The sequence below is a fragment of the Candidatus Caccoplasma merdavium genome (assembly GCA_018715595.1).
Taxonomy (GTDB): Bacteria; Bacteroidota; Bacteroidia; order Bacteroidales; family UBA11471; genus Caccoplasma; species Caccoplasma merdavium.
The window spans coordinates 53769-73242 of sequence record DVLI01000022.1 but is presented as its reverse complement, the minus strand read 5'-3'; the positions used below and the strand labels follow the sequence as shown (position 1 = coordinate 73242).

Genomic DNA, 19474 nt, shown 5'->3' with positions numbered 1-19474 from the left:
TTTGAAGAGCACGTCTTTCGACATCTTCAAGAACGATATTTCACAAGTGTCTCCCGTTCCGGTGGGGTCTCCAAAACGATCGACCGACGCATAGCTCTTCGAGCTGTTGTTGGTGATGGTGATGTCGGTATTGACAAACTTCCAGGTCGTGTTCGTCGAGTTGTCGGCATCAGCATACAATGGCGAAAGCTCCACACGGGTAGAGTTCACTTGCGCACTCACCGACATAGCCAGGAGCGCAGCAGTAAAGAAAGTAAAGATCTTTTTCATGTAACAAGATTTAAGGTGAAAATAATATGAAATGGAATTTTTTTTGTCTCTACACTTCTAAATAACGTAAAACGTTTTAGCAAATGTGATACAACAGCTTATTTACTTGCAAGTATATAAAATATTTCTCAAATCAAAAAACTTTTAGCTATTTTTTTTCTTGCAGACAAAAAAAAATTTTCATCTTTTCTTGAATGTCAGTCTTTTTTACATCATGTAATAAGAATCCCTATTTTCCCAAATCTTAAAATCTTTCACTATCTTTGTAAATGAGAGGTGTTGGTTCGGCAAAAAATTTCAAACAAGTTTTGCTTTTTACCCACCTCTTTTGCTATCTTTGCCAAAAAGGGTGCCGAAACAAAGTATTCCCCCAAATGCACTTTCGCCAAACACGCCCTCACAAACAACAAACTAAAACTTATCGCCATGGCCAACAAAAGAGACTTAAAGCATGAGATTAATTTCATCACCACCGAATTGGTGAATGAATGCTTGTTCCTGAAAGAATATACGACAGAGATGCCCGCAGAAAAATGCGAAACATTAATCAACCGCATTCTCGACATTCAAGATGAATATATCCGCCGTGCCAACCGAACCGACGGGAAAGACTCCCCCAAACTGGTCAAAGCCTACTATAAGAAACTGATACAGGACTTTGATGCCGCTATCGGGGAAATTCTGAAAGAAATCGGCGAATAATCGGCTTTGCTTATGACAAAACGCCTCTGCCAAGGCATTTTGCGACTCTCCGGGTGGACACTCGAAGTCACCCTGCCCGACTTTGACAAATGCGTGATCTGCGTTGCCCCTCATACCAGCAACTGGGATTTTATATGGGGCAAGTTGGCTTATGGCTCGCTGGGAAGGAAAGCCGGCTTCTTGATGAAAAAGGAGTGGTTCTTTTTCCCGCTCGGCAGCCTGTTCAGAGCCATGGGTGGCATTGCGGTAGACCGCAAGAGCACCTCTTCGCTCACCGACCAACTGGCCGAACGCTTCGCCCACAGCAAACGTCTTTCCATCGCCATCACGCCCGAAGCGACACGCAAGCCCAATCGTAATTGGAAACTCGGCTTTTACTATATCGCCCTGAAAGCGCAAGTGCCCATCGTACTGGCATACATCGACTACAAGGAGAAACGTATCGGCCTCACACGCGCCATCGTCCCCTCGGGCAATGTAGAACGGGACATGGACGAAATAAAGGCGTTCTATGCGGGACGCCAAGGAAAGCACCCCGAGAATTTCATGCTCTGAAAGAGTCGAGCCCGACGTTCCCGTCCGCTCCCGCAGTTCTTACATCGGAATGTGCCCAAGCGGGAAACTCGAAGCGCGACCAAACCCATCAAAACCGCTCCATGCAAAACAGCCGCCCCAAAGGGCGGCTGTTTCAACATCAGATATGACGCGGAGGTTTCAAAGAAGAACTCTCCCTCCCACCTCACGTATCGTGAAAAATTACTCAGGTTTCTTTTTCAAGGAAGACAGTTTGGTCAGCAAGAATCCGACCAGGAAAATGACCGTCGTACCGAAAACTATTGTAAGGTAGGTATGCAACGGACTGCGCAGGCAATAGAACGGCGAGCCCTCGTTGATAAGCGGTGAAAGGCTCATCCAGGCAATCGTGAGAAGGCCCAAGATGACAGCCACCACGGCATGGGCACGCCGCACCGTCTTGCAAACCAGCCCCAACAAGAAAAGGCCAAGCATACCGCCGCTGAATATCGAAGAGAGTTTCCACCAGGCATCGAGAACACCGTCGATGCTCATCATCAGCAAACCGACCACGATACCCAATGCCCCCACGACAAACGAGGTCGCATAGAGGACGGCCATCTTTTTCTTTTCGGTGAGTTCCTTTTGGGAGAGGCGCCGCACAAAATCGGTCAGGACGATTGTTGCCGAAGAGTTGATGCTCGTGGCAATGGTCGACATTCCGGCAGAAAAGAGCGAAGCAATCACAAGTCCCGTGAGTCCCGTAGGCAGCCCATGCACGATGAAGTAGGGAAACACCTGGTCGGCCGGCGTCCCAGCCGGCAACAAGTCGGGCTGAGCCGTATAGTATGAAAACAGCGCCGTCCCAATGTAAACGAAAACGAGGGAAACGGGAATGTAGAGCAACCCGCCGAAGAGGGTCGACTTCACCGCCTCACCCAACGATTTCGTCGTCATGTAACGCTGCACATAATTCTGGTCGATACCGTAGTTTTGCATATTGACAAAGAGACCGTATATCAGCACGACCCAGAAGGTGGGTTCGGTCAGACTGGCACCGAAACTTCCAAGACTGAATTTTCCGTGCTCCGAAGCAATCTCAAAGAGCTGTCCGGGGCCTTCGGGCATCGTAAAGGTGAGAATGGCCGCACAGGCTACGGCGCCGACAATCAGGATAATTCCCTGCACGGCGTCGGTCCAAACCACAGCGGCGATTCCACCCAAAAGGGAATAGACCAGCGTAACGATACCCGTCCAGATGATGATGGTCGAAATATCCCAACCGAACATCGTATTCAGCGGCAAGGCCAAGAGCAACAGTATCGACCCTACACGAGCCAACTGGGTCAGCAAATAGCAAATGGCCACATAACAACGGGCCCAATATCCGAAACGTTGTTCGAGATAATGATAAGCCGATACGCTGTTGATGCTTCGATAGAGCGGAATAAAGACCTTGGCAGCCAGGTAGGTGGCTACCGGTATCGAAAGGCTGAACACGAAGGGATTCCAATTTCCCTTATAGGCATCGCCGGGCAATCCCAGGAAGCTGATGCTGCTGACAAAGGTGGCAAAAATCGACATGCCCACCACCCAGGCAGGCAGGGAACCTTTGGCGGCCGTGAATGCCGCGGCATCGTTGCGGGTGCGGAAATAGAACGAGCAGCCAAACAAGGCCACGCCTCCCACAAAGACGAAGAAAACGATGTAATCGAGTATTGTAATTTCCATTTATAGCGAGTTATGATGAATTCTGTTCGACAAGTCTATTCCCGGCATTTTACTCCCAGGGCTTCAAGGGCCTGACGTATGCGCGCACGCTCTTCATTACGGAATTTCTGATAGGGATAAGAAAGGTAATCATTGCAAATTCCCAACAAAGAAAGAGCACATTTAAGACCTTTCAAATAACTCGAACCGTATTTTCCAACCGTGTATATGGTCGTGCTTATCTGCATGATGCAACGCTGCAACTCTCTCAGATGCTCAATATCATGCTCGCTCGCGGCATTATACATGCCGACATAGAGTTCGGGAAAAATATTCGCACCGCCATTGACTCCGCCGGCCGCCCCCATGAGGACGCTTTCACCCGTCAACTCTTCGGGGCCGACATAGAGGGAGAAATCATCACGCTGTCCCAAGTGATAAAGCAACGTCTGGAAATAGGTCATGTTTGCCGAGCTGTCTTTGAGGCCAACGATATTCGCATGGTCGGCCAAAGTCTTCACCGTTTGCGGTTCGAGGAAAACTTTTACATGCGACGGCATGTTGTAAAGATACAGCGGCAAGGGCAATTTGTCGGCCAAGGCCGTATAATATTCAATCAACTCCTGTTGTGCCGGAGCAAAATAATAAGGGGGTGCAGCCACGACGCCCACCGCGCCGCAGTTCGCCGCATGAGCCGCCAATTTCACGCTCTCATCGAGTGAGGTATCGGTCACGCCCACCAATACGGGGACACGGCCATCGACCAGCTTACATACCCGTTCTACAAATTCATATCGCAAACGATAGGTAAGACTTTGGGCTTCTCCTGTCGTACCTAAAAGGAAAAGTGCATGCACACCTCCTGCAAGGATATGTTCGGTCAGACGTTCAGTACCTTCGTAATCGAGTTCATCATTCCCGTTAAGCGGGGTAATCATCGGGGGAATAATTCCCCTCAGTTTTTGCATTTTCATGGATATGTAAATATTAAGTTCTTGTAAGATATTGAAAACACGTCATGATTCTCCGACCCGAAATGCCGCCGGGATTTTACGGTTGACGACCAACTCGGGCGAAAGAATGATGCGCGTGTGAATCATGGGTTTCTCTTTCTGTTCGATGATTCTGATGAGTAAATCAATAGCTTCGGAACCGAACTGCTCGACAGGCTGCTGCACATAGGCGATGTCGGTATTGGTGATTTCAAAAGCCTCGTTGCAGTCAAACGTCGACACAAAAAAGTCTTCGGGAATGCGCAAGCCATTGCGGGTAATCTCCTTGAGTCCGGCAATCGACAAGGTATTGGTGGCAAAAACCAGCCCTTCAACACCATGCTCCTTGGCGGAACGTATGATTTCGGTCATTCGTTCAAGTTTTCCAAAACGCAAGCGGTGAATGGTACATTCAGTAGCCAAGCCGGCATTTTCCATAGCTAAACGATACCCCTCCTCGCGTTCTCGAATATTGCTGACGCGCATGGAGTATGAAATCATTTCGATACGACGGCAACCTTGCGACAAGAGTATTTCGGTTGCCTGCGTACCGGCCCTGACATTATTCAAAATCACGCTGTTCAACTCGGCGCCCGTCACTTCGCGGTCAATCAAGACCACCGGGAGACCTTGCCCGGCCACAAGACGAATCGCCTCATCGGCTCCATCGCAAGGGACGATAATGAGGCCGTCGACTCCCTTATCGAGAAAAACATCGATGAGATTTTCCAACTTTTTCGCACTTTCATCGGTACTCCCGAAAAGCACCGTGTATTTGTATTTGAACGCCTTGTCTTCGATGCAACGGGCTATATCGGCAAAAAATTTATTGGAAATATCAGAAACGATGACCCCGATGGCGCGTGTCTTGCCGCTCCGCAGGGCACGGGCGGCATTATTGGGCTGGTAATTGAGGCGTTCGGCCACTTCAAGGATACGTTTGGCGGTCTCCTTATTTACCCGATAGGTCTCCTTCCCGTCTTGGTTGCTCATGACAAACGACACGAGGGCTATCGAAACTCCCGCTTCCGTGGCAATATCTTTGATGGTAACTCTACGTTGTCGCATGTCAACTCTTGTAAGGCTATTCGCAAATGTAATTAAAACGTTTTAATAAACAAATTTTTTCGCTCGGATTTTTTTAGAAAAAGCATTTTTATTTCACAAACTCTTCGTTAAAAGGACAAGGAGCTATCCCTCAAAAACCCGCATCGAGCGTTGGAGAGAAGCGGCCTGCCCCTACCCTTTCCTCGGACCAAGAGGGTAAATATGAAAAACAACGGCCCTTCATGCCCACGGAAGACGCCATACGCCATGCGTTAAAGGCACCGAGCCTGTCATGAGGAAAATTTCTAAAACTGCACCGTGACACCGATGGCCGGTACCAACGTCCCGCTGCTGAGCTTGACACACTTCATCTTATACCTCTGCCTGTCTCGGGCGCGTCGGGATTTTCTATGACTCCCGTACTGACCGGCACATCGGGCTGTTCCGAAACTCCGGTATAAGGGACAGGCTCTCGCGACAACTTGCCGATGACCTGCCCCGTGCCGGGGCAAGTCTCGGCAGCTATCACAGGGAGTAGTGCACTCAATAGAAAAAAACAAATGCAGCATCGTCTCAACATACCGGCTGTTTCTCCTTATCCCCCCCAAGAGGCCTCGGTGTTCACATCGTATGGTTTTTCCCTCTCAGTGAGAGCCGGGCGCAACGATATGCGGCAATTCTGCAAAAAGCATTTCGAAAAAAATCAAATATACGGGAGGCTGCCCTCTCAGGCCACGACATGAATCGGCGCTCCGGCCATAAAGGCCGCAACGTTCTCGACGCAGATGTCGAGCAGGCGTTTCCGTGCCTCATAGGTAGCCCACGCGATGTGGGGTGTAAGGAAACTGTTGCGTGCCGTAAGCAAAGGGTTGTCGGCTCGCGCCGGTTCCACATCGAGCACATCGGCACCAAATGCGGCGAGACGTCCCTCATTGAGCGCTTCGGCAACAGCCTGCTCATCGACGAGCGGGCCGCGCCCGGTATTGATGAGTATGGCCGAGGGTTTCATCATCTTCAAGCGTTCGGCATCGACCAAATGGAATGTCTGCTCATTGAGGGGGCAGTGGAGGCTGACAATGTCGCACTCCGAGAAAAGTTCGTCGAGCGACGCCTTGTGTATGTAGCCGGGCAACTGTTCGACGGCCTTGGACGTATAAGCACAAACCGTAAGACCGAAAGCCTGGGCTATGCGGGCGGTCGCCTGCCCGGTGTGACCCAAACCGACGATTCCCATGTGTTTTCCCGACAACTCGACAAGCGGCGCGTCCCAATAACAGAAATCGGCACTGCGCGACCAGCGACCGGCGCGATTCTGCAAGGCATATTCACCGACACGGTTTGTAATGTTGAGCAGGTGGGCAAAGACCATCTGCGCCACCGACTCGGTACTGTAAGCGGGAATATTGGTCACCACAATTCCCCGGGCGGCTGCGGCCCGGGTATCGATGATGTTGTAACCGGTTGCCAACACACCGATGTAACGCAAATCGGGAAGCCGGGTTATCGTCTCGGCCGTGAAAGGCACTTTATTGGTCAACACGATTTCGGCACCGCAGCAACGTTCCACAATATCGGCGGGGTCTGTCCGATCATAGATTGCAAGTTCGCCCATGGCTTGCAGCGCATTCCAGTCAAGGTCTCCGGGATTGACCGAGTATCCGTCCAAAATTACAATTTTCATAATATGCTTGTTTGACTATGCACCGTCTCGTTCGTAACACCCGGCACCGTCGGAAAGTCTCGGGCATCGAATGCTACGACACAGAGAGGCGCTCCACTCATACGACAAAGGTCGCTCAAAAAAAAATTTTCCGGCAAACTGTCGCATCTAAAAATTCACCGATGGGCGGTTTTACTATGCCCATCGGTCATACCTGTCTTTTCCTGTCGTCATAACTGACAGAAAAACGAAACGAAAAGCGGTACGCTCAACTCGATGATGATGCCATGGAATATGGCAATGGGAATCATCTCCTTTCCCGAATAACGGACAATCGAAGGCAACAACACGTCGATAGAGTTCACACCGGCTACGGAAATAGGAGCCAGGGAGCCAAAATATTTTCGGAAGAACGGGGTTCCCAACAGCGCAATCATCTCTCGAAAGATATTCGACAACAGGGCTATCGTCCCCAACTCCGATGCCAACTGCAAGCCGAGCGACGGTTCCTTGAACCGGGTGATGAGTATTGACGAAAGGGAGTAATATCCAAAACCACTTCCCACGGCCAGACATTCGGAAAGGCTCCAACGGCTCAAAACAAAAGCGGCCAAACACGAAAAAAGCAGGGTTCCCGAAATGGTCGCCATCGGAACCAACAGCATTTTGAGGCGCAAACTCCTTATCAACTCTTTGAGTTGTCTGTTGCTGCCGATGCTGATGCCGACTTGCAACAACAACGCATAGAGCACATACATCGAAATGTCGTGCATGTCGACCGAAATGTGACCGAAGGCTCCCACCAAACAGCCGACGCAAAAAAATGCCACTACGGCCAAACTACTTTTCATCATCGCCTCCTTTCTTGAAAAACAATCGAAACACCATGAGCGATGCCAACAAACTCCCCACAATGGCAAGCAGGGCAAACAGAGCCGCCTGCCCGCCAAAATTCCACAAATTATCGACAATCAACGGATTGGAGCCTATCGAAACGCCCATGACAAAAAGCAATAAAAGCACCGTCCAGGAAATGCTTTTCTCGACCTTCTGCAAAAAGGCCACACGCTTAAAAAGATAGCCGGCAACTACACCGGCCACGATAACCGATATAACTGTGAACATGATTTTCCTTATTATTATAGTAAGACAACCGGTCGGCCCATCGAGCCAACGAGACTACATCGCTCCTCCCCGCCCCTGTCTTGCGACAAAACGGGTACAGCGTAAAATAAACACGTAACGAAGTAATAGAAAGCGGAGAAATACAGAAAATTGGTTGAGAATGTGGCTATTACGCCACATTTCTCTCTTAATGAAAGGCTGAAGGAATCTGTAATATAGCGTAATGATGCAAATGTTCAGTTACCACATCATTACCGAGTGATACAGTCAAAACGTGTTGCTAAGTGGCTATATTTCTGCAATTTGCATTATTTGTCATAACTGTCTGTAACTCACTATGAATTAATTTTGTAACCATAAAAAAGTGAGTTATGCGAAGTACCTTTAAAGTATTATTCTACGTAAAGAAAGGTAGCGAGAAGCCTAATGGCAACCTGCCTTTGATGTGCCGCCTTACGGTGGACGGAGAAATCAAGCAGTTCAGCTGCAAGATGGATGTACCTTTGCGTCTGTGGGACGTGAAAAACAACAGAGCCTCGGGCAAGAGCATCGAAGCACAGAAAATCAACATTGCCGTTGATAAAATCCGGGTGGAAGTAAACCGCCGTTATCAAGAGCTGATGCAGACTGATGGGTATGTCACTGCCGCCAAGTTAAAAGATGCCTATCTCGGTATCGGTGTCAAGCAGGAGACTTTATTGAAACTTTTTGACCAGCACAACAGCGAGTTTGCCAAGAAAGTAGGATACAGCAGGGCAAAAGGAACATTCCAGCGTTATGTGACCGTCTGCAAACATATCCGTGAGTTCCTGCCTCATACCTACAAACGTGAGGATATTCCTCTGAAAGAGTTGAACCTCTCTTTCATTAACGACTTCGAGTATTTCCTGCGCACTGAAAAGAAATGCCGTACCAATACTATATGGGGCTACATGATTGTGCTGAAACACATCGTTTCCATAGCGCGGAATGACGGACGTCTGCCTTTCAATCCCTTTGCTGGGTATATCAACTCTCCCGAAAGTGTGGACAGAGGATATGTCACGAAAGAGGAAATACACACAATGATGGACACCGAGATGCCCGACAAGACACATGAACTTGTCAGGGACTTGTTCCTGTTTTCCACGTTCACTGGCTTGTCTTATTCCGATGTCAAGAACCTGACCAATGACAATTTGCAGACATTCTTTGACGGAAACATTTGGATTATCACCCGAAGAAAGAAGACCAACACGGAATCCAATATCCGTCTGTTAGATGTACCCAGACGTATCATAGAGAAGTACAAAGGCATGACAAAGGACAACAAGGTATTCCCTATGCCGAGCAATACGACTTGCAACAAGAAGTTGAAAACCATTGCCAAATTGTGCGGTATAAAAGCCCATCTGACCTATCATGTTGCAAGACATTCAGCGGCGACCACCATTTTATTATCCAACGGAGTACCGATTGAAACCGTAAGCAGACTGTTGGGGCACACCAACATAAAGACGACCCAAATCTACGCAAAGATAACCGCCCAAAAGATAAGTCAGGACATGGAACAACTCTCTGAAAAATTGGGAGATATGGAGAAAAGCATTTGTAGGTCGATATGAAAATTACAGACCGTCAGTCGCCTGTTTCCTTGCTCGTCCATTAAGTTAGTACAGACTTTATTGAAAGGGAAAAGGTCAGGCGGCTGTGCCGTTTCGGGCAGAATCTTCCTCTTTCAGAGTGTATTCAGCCCGAAAACCTTTTCCCTTTCACGTCTGTACAATGGACGATGACGGCTACGGAAACAAACGACTGACGGAAAAGAATCGTCAAAGACGAAACTATTGAATAGGCATATATGTCTATCATTATTTGTTTATAGAATTTCATTCAAAACCGAGGGAGGTGTTTTTATAGGACACAATAAAATGGTGGCAAACGGGAAACTGCACTCCCTCCAGAAAATAATCTTTTTCTTTTGGCGATATTTTTGGAACACCGTTTTCGCCTTGTCGGAATGTCGTGCTTTACCGATAGGCAAGGTGCTGCTCATTCCTGCAATTCTATTAACCGTTTTTTTCTTGACGGCTTAGAGACCAACCGACCATGATGCTAGCCAATAATTGGGTAAACCAACCAACCGACCGACCGTTATTTGTTGGTAGAAACAAATAATATGACCAATCTCAAACAAGCATCTTATCAAAGACAATTCTTCTATTTTCAGTCGTGATTTCCATACTCAAATCTTATGTTCAAACGAACATGGCAAGTTGTGTTTTGGGGCACCCGAAATGTTTTCGGTGCCCCAAAACTACTTGCTGGAATCTTTTCCTCCAAAGTCGGAAAGGTCAGCATAAAAAAGGTCTGGGAATATAGCCTATGGCTCAAATATTATTTGTACTTTTGCCAAATAATGTCAAGACACAAAAGGGTAAATTTATGTTTTCAGAGCGTATTAAAGAGCTTCGTATTCAGAATCAGATGCCACAGCGACAATTAGCAGCGGCCTTAGATATTGATACTGCGACTTATTGCAAAATAGAAAGAGGCGAAAGGAAAGCAAGAAGGGAACAGGTTGAAGTAATTGCTTATGTGTTAAACGCTGATAAAAAAGAACTTATTAAATTATGGCTTGCTGATAAGGTTTATGAAGTGGTTAGCTGTGAAAGCAATGTGCAAGATATACTTAATGTTGTGAATGAAAAAATTTTGAACTATGCGCAAAATATATAGAACTATAGATTTATTTGCTGGTATAGGTGGTATTCGTTTAGGATTCGAAGCATATGGATGCAGAAATGTCTTTTCTTCTGAATGGGATAAATATGCTCAAAAGATGTATGAAGCGAATTTCCATGAGAAGCCGTTTGGAGACATTAATGATATAAATCCCGAAGATATCCCTGATCATGATATTTTGTTAGCAGGATTTCCGTGTCAGCCTTTTAGTATAGCAGGTAAAGGTTTAGGATTTGCCGATACAAGAGGAACATTGTTTTTTAATATTGAAGCAATACTTAAAGCGAAACAACCTGAAGCATTTTTGTTGGAAAATGTAAAACGGCTCACAACCCATGATAACGGAAATACTTTTGCTGTAATTTTGGACAGATTGAACAAATTGGGGTATACAGTATATCATAAAGTTTTTAATTCATTAGATTTTGGAGTTCCTCAAAAGAGAGAAAGAATTTATATTGTAGGCTTTAGAAGTCCTATACAGTTTAAATTTCCGAAGCCTTTGGGATATTTTAAGCCACTATCCGAAATTTTAGAAAAAGATGAGGATATCCCCACTTCATATTTTCTGTCGGAAGCAATGAGGCAAAAACGCCTCTCTGCTCTTAAAAGCATTCCACCTAGGCCTTCTATTTGGCACGAGAATATTGGAGGAAATATATCTCCATTGCCATATTCTTGTGCGTTAAGAGCTGGGGGGAGTTATAATTATTTAGTTGTAAACGGAGAAAGACGTTTAACCTCACGTGAGATGTTGCGACTTCAAGGATTTCCGGACTCATTTGTTATAAACATTCCTTATTCACAAGCACGAAAAGTTGCTGGAAACTCTGTGTCTGTTCCTGTTATATATGCTATTGCAGGGGAGATGATTAAAGCACTCAATGAACAGAAAAAAAAGGTACAATATAAAGAACTTAATTTATTTGGAGATTATGACCATATTGGAAGCGAAGCAAGCGTTAGATAAAATCATATCTAAAGGGAGAGTACATTTATATAAGCCTATTCAAATCGCAGAAATTTTATATCGAGATAGAATTTATGGAGATATTGATTTAGCAGATTTGGAAACTTATAGAAATGCATCAAAGAGATGGCGTGATGTAGTCTGCTTGCGCTTTTTAGGAAGGACATCCACATCGTCGGCAAGGTATCAAGATGATGTCTTTAATGAAAATGCAGTACCTCCTTCGGTTCTTGAAGTATTAGGAGCTGAAAACAAGAAAAATAATGGAATCGTAGAAAAATATATTTACGACCGCTTCGAACAACGTTTTTCACAAATGTCAAGCGGTTTGGATTATTGTAATACACATGATAAAAGCAGTTTTCAAGTTATAGAATTTATCAATCTTTTTTGGAATGAACCTGGATTGAGGAGAAGTATAGATAAAATATATGAAATAGTAGTATATGCTTTATTTTCAGCTCTTATAGACTGTCTTAAAGTTACGGTTACTATTGAAGCCGATAAGACAAAACAAAAATTGTTGGAAGAATTCTCCGATTTTGCCGAACGTGTAATCGGATTATCAAAGGGACGTTCAACGGTAACAGTCAAAGCTCGAATAAATCGTGTTGGAGTTACCAATGCCGCCGATAGAGGATTAGATATGTGGGCTAATTTCGGTATGGCTATTCAGATAAAGCATTTATCATTGACAGAAGAACTTGCGGAAAATATAGTATCATCAGTATCTTCCGATAGAATCGTTATTGTATGTAAAAATTCCGAAGAAAAACTAATTGTTTCGCTTTTAACACAAATTGGATGGAAATCTAAAATTCAAAGTATCGTCACAGAAAATGATTTAATATTATGGTATGAGAAAGCACTTAGAGGAGTTTTTGCCGAAGAAATAGGTGATAAAGTTTTATCAATTTTATATGATGAAATCTTATTGGAATTTCCTGCAACCAATTTTGATGACTTTAATGATTTCAAACATAGCAGAAGTTATGATTCCATTTTACTAAATGATATTTGGAGTAATAATTAAAAGAGCTTAATGTATATGGAGTCAAACAATAAATTTCGAGCTATAGATTTCTTTTGTGGTGGAGGTGGTATGACTTGTGGATTGCGTCAAGCAGGTATAGATGTAATTGCAGGCGTTGATTTTGATGCAGATGCAAAAGAGACATATGAACATAATAATCCCCAAAGTGTATTTATACAAGCTGATATAAAAAGATTACGTAGTAACTTTTTTGAAAGGAAATATGCAATTAAACCTTATGATGACAATCTTATTTTGGTAGGATGTAGCCCATGTCAGTATTATAGCATAATCAATACCGATAAGGAGAAATCAATGAAATCCAAAGACCTATTGAAGAATTTTGCCCGTTTTGTTGAATATTATAGACCTGGATTTATTCTTGTTGAGAATGTACCGGGTATAATGACAAATAAAAATAGCATATTACCATATTTCCTGAATAAGTTAAAAGGTCTTGGATATGAAAATATCATTTACAAAGTTGTTGATATGAGTAAATATGGAGTACCTCAAAGCAGAAAACGATTTTCTTTAATTGCATCTCGCATATCGGGATTAAATCTGAAAATGCCTAATGAAGATAGTACAACCTCAATTTTAAAAGATTTTTTGGGCACTGCCAACGGTTTTCCCAAAATACCTGCAGGAAATAAAGATTTGTCAGATTTCAATCATACCACGGCTGGTCTTAGTGATATAAATTTGAAAAGAATATCAAGAACAAAACACGATGGAGGCAGTCGACTTGATTGGGCAAATGATATGGAATTGCAATTGCCATGCTTTATTGGTAAAGATGACAGTTTCAAAGATACATTTGGTCGAATGTGGTGGGATAAACCTGCTCCAACAATAACAACAAAATTTTACAGCATTTCAAATGGTCGTTTTGGACATCCAGAAGAGGATCGTGCTATATCATTAAGAGAAGGAGCCACATTACAAACTTTTCCAAAGAATTATGTTTTTAAAACCAACAGTATTGCTGCTACAGCTAAATTAATCGGTAATGCTGTACCTTGTGAATATGCTAGAAGATTAGGAATATCTATTATATCAACAAATATATAATCTATGGAATCTCCGAAACTGAAAATGAGCTTTGACCCGCATACAATTGAGCATTTGGGAATTAAAATGTATTCGGTTTTACCGAATGCAATTGCAGAGCTTATTGCAAATGCATATGATGCAGAAGCGCATACAGTCCATGTTAAATTGTATAATGATAACGGAAACAAAAGGATTGCTGTTATTGACGATGGGATTGGAATGTCCTTCGATGAAATTAACAATAATTTTTTGAGAATTGGACGTAAGCGTAGAGCGGATGATAATGGTTTAAGTCCTAACGGCATGCGGAAAGTAACAGGAAGGAAAGGTTTGGGAAAACTTGCTTTTTTTGGAATAGGAGATACAATTCGTATTACTACTTGTCAAAATGGGCAGTGTGTAAGATTTACTTTAAGCTGGGTAGAGTTGATGAGTACTAATAGTCAAGAATATGAGCCTAAATTTTCAATATCGGAATGTGATGCTAAACAAAATGGAACTATTATAGAATTGGATGATTTAAAGCGAAAATCCGATTTTGATAAAGACGGATTAGCAATTAGTCTTTCTAAATTATTCAATTTCTTTGATGATACATTTAAAGTATATATATCATACAATGAAGAAGATGAAGTATTGGTTGACAATAAATTAAAATATCAAAATTTGCTGCCTCAGATTAGTTGGGATATTCCTAATAAAGACGTGAAAAACGAATATTTGGAAAGTCACAATGTCATTGGGCGTATTTTAGCGACAGAAAAGCCTTTGAAACCAGGACTTAGGGGTATAACGCTGTTTGCTCACGGGCGCTTGGTAAATGCTCCTGAATTTTTCGGAGTTGGGGAATCTAGTCATGGTTATTCGTATTTAACAGGATGGCTCAATGTTGATTTTATTGATGAATTAGAAGAAGATGTTATCTCTACCGATAGGCAATCGTTAAGTTGGGATTTGCCAGTAACATCAGAATTACAAGTAAATCTCAAACAATTGTTATCTGCAATTGAAAGGGACTGGAGAAATAAACGAAAGATAGAAAGGCAAAAGCGAATTTCCAGTAAGGTGCAAATAGACATAAAGGATTGGTATGGAAAACTACCTTCTGATGTTAAATCAGGAGTAGAAAATATAGTGAATAATGTTGTAGAAAATTCGGAATTAGCTGATGATAAACAAACTGAAGTTGTCGGTATGCTTCATGCGCTTATACCTGAATATGCCAATTATCATTGGAGGCATATGCATTCAACTGTTAAAGATGCATCCTATGAAGATTATAAAAATGCAGATTTTTACAGGGCTGTAGAAGAGGCGATTAAACGCTATGAAACAATGATACAAAAAGTCTCTGGATTAAAAACAGATGGACAAACTTTAATGGGGGCTGTTTTTGGTAAAAATAATGCAAAATTATCTGTGACCTCGAAGTATAAGAGGATAGATGGAAGTGATTTTTCTGATAGTACTAAAGAAAATATAGAAGACGGACAAAAGTTTATGTCAATGGGGCTAATGGCAGGTGTTAGGAATCCATTGGCTCATGAAGAAAAAAAGGAATTAAAAACTACAAATTTATTCTCTGAAAAAGACTGTTTGGATATATTAAGTCTAATATCTCATTTATTCAGAAGACTGGATGATGCAGAAAAATTAGAATAATCATGTCGGATATATTCTCAAAAGAAAAACGATCCATTATAATGTCTAAAATCTCTGGTAAAAACACAAGGCCAGAAATTTTAGTTAGGAAATATTTATTTGCTCATGGTTTTAGATTTCGCGTAAACGATAAACGATTACCAGGGAAACCGGATATACTGTTACCTAAATATAAATCCGTTATTTTTGTTAATGGATGTTTCTGGCATGGACATGAGAATTGTAAAGCTGCTACTCTTCCAAGTTCAAATGTTGATTATTGGAGAAATAAAATATCGTCAAATGTTGAACGAGATAAAAAACAGCAAATGCAATTAGAACAAATGGGATATAAAGTGTTTGTTATATGGCAATGTCAATTAAATTCAAAAGAGCAAGAAGATACTCTGCAAAATTTAGTAGAAGAATTAACAGTTAAAGATTGTATTTCCCACCAATAATAGATAATTTTGTAGTGTAAAGAGTTATTTGATAGTTATACACGGCAAATCACAGAATTTCGCTTGATTTCCAAATCGTTACCACTGTTTATCGAATACTCCGTTAAATGTTTATTCTTCAAACGATTGTGTCAAACCGTTGAAAATCTAAAATAAAAAGGAAAGGGAGACTAAATAAAACCGCTGAACCAATGCACGCACACGATGAAGTTACCGCAGCAGGGCGCCTTTCCCCGCAACGCAACCTTGGTGCTGTATGTAACAAATAATTGGTTCATGTGCATTCTGATTGACGGGGCAAAGATAGAACAGTTTTGTATATTTTGCAAATAAATATTCATAAAAACCTCTAAAAGGCGGTAGCTGAAACCGTGAGGCTAAACAGTTTTGGACATAAAGAGAATTTTTCGCGGGTCACCGAGATAAAAAAGGAGAAAAAAACTTCGGACTTTTCAAAACTCAGGAAGAGGGGAAACGAGCACCGCACAAACAAAAGCGAAAATCCACGAAACTTGCAGCTGTTCTGCCAAACGACATGCACCCATCGATGGAGTCCATAGAAAAAGAGGATTACCGGCGCATGGCACGCTCCCGCTTGTCATGCGAAAAAGAAAAAGGCTCGCCTCTTTGGAAGCGAGCCTTGCGATTAGAGCGGAAGGAGGGGGATTCGAACCCCCGGTACCCATTCGGGTACGTCAGTTTAGCAAACTGGTGGTTTCAGCCACTCACCCATCCTTCCCTTCGGATTACTCTGTGAGGAGCTTCCCTGCCGTAATCGGTGTGCAAATGTACGCCACAAATTTGTTTTCTGCAAATATTTTCGCGACAAAATATTGCCGAATGGCGTTTTCGCGATAAAAATAATTATCTTTGCCTTTGAGAATTTTCTTAATTCAAGCAACACCATGACAATAACCCGTTCAAAAAAAGGGACTTTACGTCTTTACCTCGCCATCGCGCTGCTCGTCATCATCAACATAGGCATTATCGCCGGCTGCATCGTCATAAAACGCTACCGTTTCGACTCTTTCTCCCCAAAAGAGATTACCGTATATGTCGGGAATGAATTTACCCTCGACTCGATTGTCGCCCAAATCCAAGACAAGGTACCCCAGTCGAGCATCGACCGACTGCGCCGTCTCTCGCGCACCAAGGGTTTCCCGCCCTATGTCTTTACCGGTGCTTACCGCATTCCCGAAGACTTGAACGTCGTGGAGGTCTATGACCTGCTCATCGCCGGCAATGCCTCTCCGGTGCGCATCACCTTTCATAACCTGCGCACGAAGGAAGACTTCGCACGCGTGATGTCGCGCCAACTCATGCTATCGGCCGACGAGCTGCTGGCGGTCATGAACGACGAAGCCTATTGCTCCGAAAAGGGTTTTACGCCCGACAACATTCCCGCCATGCTCCTGCCCGACACCTATGATGTGTATTGGAACATTTCGGCCAAGAGTCTGCTCGACCGCATGGAACGCGAATATGAACGGTATTGGACCGACGAACGTCGCGAGAAAGCGCGTAAAGCGGGCCTCAGCCCCATAGAGGTCGCCACACTCGCCTCGATTGTCGAAGAGGAGACCAATATCGCCGACGAGATGCCTATCATTGCGGGGCTCTACATCAACCGGTTGAGAAAGCGCATTCCCCTGCAAGCCGACCCTACCATCAAATTTGCCATCGGTGACTTCGGCATCAAACGCATACTCAGGAAGCACCTGCGCATCGACTCGCCCTACAACACCTACAAAAACTACGGCCTCCCTCCTGGCCCCATACGCATTGCCTCGAAACGAGCCATTGAAGCGGTCCTCAACTACGACAAGAACAACTACATCTACATGTGTGCCAAAGAAGACATGTCGGGGCGCCACAACTTTGCCGCCACGCTGGCCGAGCACAACTACAACGCCCGCCTCTACCACAAGGCGTTGAACGAATTGAGAATCATGAAATAAATTCCGACCTGCACCCTACTCCCTCATAGCCATCTTGCAACGGTGAGGGAAAAGGCAAGCATTGCGTTGCCATTCTTCGCGAAAGTCCGGAAAAAACGACACCGCACAATCTCAAAAAAACGACTCTTACCGGGCAAGAGGAGTTCACGATTCAACAATGTAAACACCTCAAAAACTTGGGCTTGGGAGCCATTTTACAAAACAGGGGAAATCGGTTTTTCAAAAATGGAGCAAAAAAAAAATTGATTGTCTCACGACAACCAATCTTTGTTAACCTTAAATTTAATACCATGAAAAACACGAAGCAAATATAGCAACTATTTTTCAATCGTGTTCATTCGCGGCATAAATTCGTTTCTTATTTTTACTTAATTAAGAAATTAACTTAATCAAAACTTGAAATTCAACATTTCTTAACCAATACCTCTCCGTAAAAAGGCACTTTCTTCCAGAAAAACGGCGCAGTAAGCATCACGCCATGCGATGCTTGTAATCTTCATAGGTATATTCGCGCCATATCGTGAGCTTGTCGTCGGCGCCCCAAAGAGCCAGGGACGGGTGCGAGATGCCGTTGAACATCGTCGTCTTCACAATCGTATAGTGTATCATGTCTTCAAAGACTATGCGCTCACCCACCTGCAACTCGTGGTCGAACGACCAATCGCCCATATAATCGCCACTGAGGCAGGAATTTCCGCCCAAGCGGTAAGTCGGTTTGCCGGGAGTGGGTTCGAGAGCCCCGCGCACGACAGGTTTGTAAGGCATTTCGAGACAGTCGGGCATGTGACAGGTAAACGACACATCGAGAATAGCGGTGCGAATGCCTGCATTCTCGACAATATCGAGGACCGTTGCCACCAGCACGCCCGTCTGCCAGGCAAACGCGCTGCCGGGTTCGAGAATGATGTCGAGGTGAGGATAGCGACGCTTGAAGTCGCGCAACAGCGACACCAAGTGCTCCACGTCATACCCCTGCCGGGTCATAAGGTGACCGCCGCCCATGTTGAGCCACTTCAAACGGGGAAAGAGATGCCCGAAACGCTGCTCGACCCGCTGCAAGGTTTTTTCCAAGTCATACGATGACGATTCGCACAGCGTATGGAAATGGAGACCTTCGATGCCCTCGGGCAAGGTATCGCCCAGGAGTGCAGCCGTCACGCCGAGTCGGCTTCCGGGAGCACAAGGGTTGTAAAGGGCGGTTTCGACATCGGAATACTCGGGATTGATGCGCAATCCGCAAGAGACCTTGTGCGCCGAAGCCTGCACCGCGGGATAATGGTGGTGGAACTGCGACAGCGAATTGAAGGTGATGTGGCTGCTGTACGAGAGTATTTCGGGAAATTCCTTGTCGCTGTATGCCGGGGCATAGGTATGTGCCGGCGACCCCATCTCTTCGTAGGCAAGGCGAGCCTCAAAGAGCGAACTGGCCGTGGAGGAAGGGATATACTCCCGTACTATGGGGAATGCCTTCCACAAAGCAAAAGCCTTGAATGCCAAAATAATATCGACGCCGGCGCGGTCTTTGACCGAACGGATAAGAGAAAGGTTGCGACGGAACAACTGTTCGTCGAGGACATAGCAGGGTGAGGGTACTTGGTGAATATCCATCATA

19 protein-coding genes and 1 tRNA gene are annotated in these 19474 nt (G+C 44.4%); 10 read left to right on the top strand and 10 right to left on the bottom strand.

The genetic code is table 11. The features are described 5' to 3' along the window. The coding region (locus IAD09_07805; GenBank protein HIT82123.1) for a hypothetical protein at nucleotides 1–270 on the bottom strand (270 nt) is incomplete at its 3' end. 426 nt (nucleotides 271–696) lie between these two features. Between IAD09_07805 and IAD09_07800 the strand changes: the two genes are divergently transcribed. Both IAD09_07800 and IAD09_07795 read left to right on the top strand, forming a co-directional pair. After that, complete coding sequence (locus IAD09_07800; GenBank protein HIT82122.1) at nucleotides 697–972, top strand: hypothetical protein; 276 nt, start codon at nucleotides 697–699, stop codon at nucleotides 970–972. A 12-nt stretch (nucleotides 973–984) separates the two neighbouring features. Then, entirely contained in the window at nucleotides 985–1527 is a 543-nt protein-coding gene (locus IAD09_07795; GenBank protein HIT82121.1) for a lysophospholipid acyltransferase family protein, read from the top strand. A 201-nt stretch (nucleotides 1528–1728) separates the two neighbouring features. Here the strand turns inward: IAD09_07795 and IAD09_07790 are convergent, their stop codons facing one another. From IAD09_07790 to IAD09_07760, 7 genes are all read right to left on the bottom strand, one after another. Beyond that, on the bottom strand, nucleotides 1729–3216 hold the full coding sequence (locus IAD09_07790; GenBank protein ID HIT82120.1) for a sodium:solute symporter: 1488 nt from the start codon (nucleotides 3214–3216) through the stop codon (nucleotides 1729–1731). A gap of 35 nt (nucleotides 3217–3251) precedes the next feature. Further along, a complete protein-coding gene (locus IAD09_07785; protein ID HIT82119.1) occupies nucleotides 3252–4163 on the bottom strand; it encodes a dihydrodipicolinate synthase family protein in 912 nt (303 codons plus the stop codon). A gap of 48 nt (nucleotides 4164–4211) precedes the next feature. Further along, the gene (locus tag IAD09_07780; GenBank protein ID HIT82118.1) at nucleotides 4212–5255 is read right to left on the bottom strand and encodes a LacI family DNA-binding transcriptional regulator; all 1044 of its coding nucleotides are present in this window, start codon (nucleotides 5253–5255) and stop codon (nucleotides 4212–4214) included. 346 nt (nucleotides 5256–5601) lie between these two features. Then, nucleotides 5602–5814: a hypothetical protein gene (locus tag IAD09_07775; protein HIT82117.1), complete on the bottom strand. Its 213-nt coding sequence runs from the start codon at nucleotides 5812–5814 to the stop codon at nucleotides 5602–5604. Nucleotides 5815–5961: 147 nt separating this feature from the next. After that, entirely contained in the window at nucleotides 5962–6915 is a 954-nt protein-coding gene (locus IAD09_07770) for a D-2-hydroxyacid dehydrogenase (protein ID HIT82116.1), read from the bottom strand. 209 nt (nucleotides 6916–7124) lie between these two features. Beyond that, nucleotides 7125–7745: a lysine exporter LysO family protein gene (locus IAD09_07765; protein HIT82115.1), complete on the bottom strand. Its 621-nt coding sequence runs from the start codon at nucleotides 7743–7745 to the stop codon at nucleotides 7125–7127. Further along, a complete protein-coding gene (locus tag IAD09_07760; GenBank protein ID HIT82114.1) occupies nucleotides 7735–8019 on the bottom strand; it encodes a LysO family transporter in 285 nt (94 codons plus the stop codon). The genes IAD09_07765 and IAD09_07760 overlap by 11 nt, the downstream gene beginning before the upstream one ends. Nucleotides 8020–8390: 371 nt before the next feature. On the opposite strand from IAD09_07760, the gene IAD09_07755 reads away from it, so the two are divergent. From IAD09_07755 to vsr, 7 genes are all read left to right on the top strand, one after another. Continuing rightward, nucleotides 8391–9623 carry a site-specific integrase gene (locus IAD09_07755; protein HIT82113.1) on the top strand — a complete coding sequence of 411 codons (1233 nt, stop codon included), beginning with the start codon at nucleotides 8391–8393 and terminating at the stop codon, nucleotides 9621–9623. 820 nt (nucleotides 9624–10443) lie between these two features. Then, complete coding sequence (locus tag IAD09_07750) at nucleotides 10444–10737, top strand: helix-turn-helix transcriptional regulator (GenBank protein ID HIT82112.1); 294 nt, start codon at nucleotides 10444–10446, stop codon at nucleotides 10735–10737. Beyond that, on the top strand, nucleotides 10721–11713 hold the full coding sequence (locus IAD09_07745; protein HIT82111.1) for a DNA cytosine methyltransferase: 993 nt from the start codon (nucleotides 10721–10723) through the stop codon (nucleotides 11711–11713). Before IAD09_07750 ends, IAD09_07745 begins: the two co-directional genes overlap by 17 nt. Continuing rightward, nucleotides 11679–12746, top strand: coding sequence for a HaeII family restriction endonuclease (locus IAD09_07740; GenBank protein HIT82110.1), 1068 nt, complete (start codon nucleotides 11679–11681; stop codon nucleotides 12744–12746). Before IAD09_07745 ends, IAD09_07740 begins: the two co-directional genes overlap by 35 nt. Before the next feature lie 15 nt (nucleotides 12747–12761). Then, a complete protein-coding gene (locus tag IAD09_07735; GenBank protein ID HIT82109.1) occupies nucleotides 12762–13820 on the top strand; it encodes a DNA cytosine methyltransferase in 1059 nt (352 codons plus the stop codon). Nucleotides 13821–13823: 3 nt separating this feature from the next. Further along, on the top strand, nucleotides 13824–15464 hold the full coding sequence (locus IAD09_07730; GenBank protein HIT82108.1) for a TIGR02391 family protein: 1641 nt from the start codon (nucleotides 13824–13826) through the stop codon (nucleotides 15462–15464). A gap of 2 nt (nucleotides 15465–15466) precedes the next feature. Then, entirely contained in the window at nucleotides 15467–15904 is a 438-nt protein-coding gene (gene vsr / locus IAD09_07725) for a DNA mismatch endonuclease Vsr (GenBank protein HIT82107.1), read from the top strand. A gap of 652 nt (nucleotides 15905–16556) precedes the next feature. Here vsr and IAD09_07720 read toward each other — a convergent pair. Beyond that, nucleotides 16557–16643: transfer RNA gene (locus tag IAD09_07720), tRNA-Ser, on the bottom strand. Between the two features lie 166 nt (nucleotides 16644–16809). On the opposite strand from IAD09_07720, the gene mltG reads away from it, so the two are divergent. After that, complete coding sequence (mltG, locus tag IAD09_07715) at nucleotides 16810–17862, top strand: endolytic transglycosylase MltG (protein HIT82106.1); 1053 nt, start codon at nucleotides 16810–16812, stop codon at nucleotides 17860–17862. Between the two features lie 471 nt (nucleotides 17863–18333). Here mltG and nspC read toward each other — a convergent pair whose 3' ends face one another. Next, entirely contained in the window at nucleotides 18334–19473 is a 1140-nt protein-coding gene (gene nspC / locus IAD09_07710; protein HIT82105.1) for a carboxynorspermidine decarboxylase, read from the bottom strand. Nucleotide 19474: the final 1 nt, after the last annotated feature.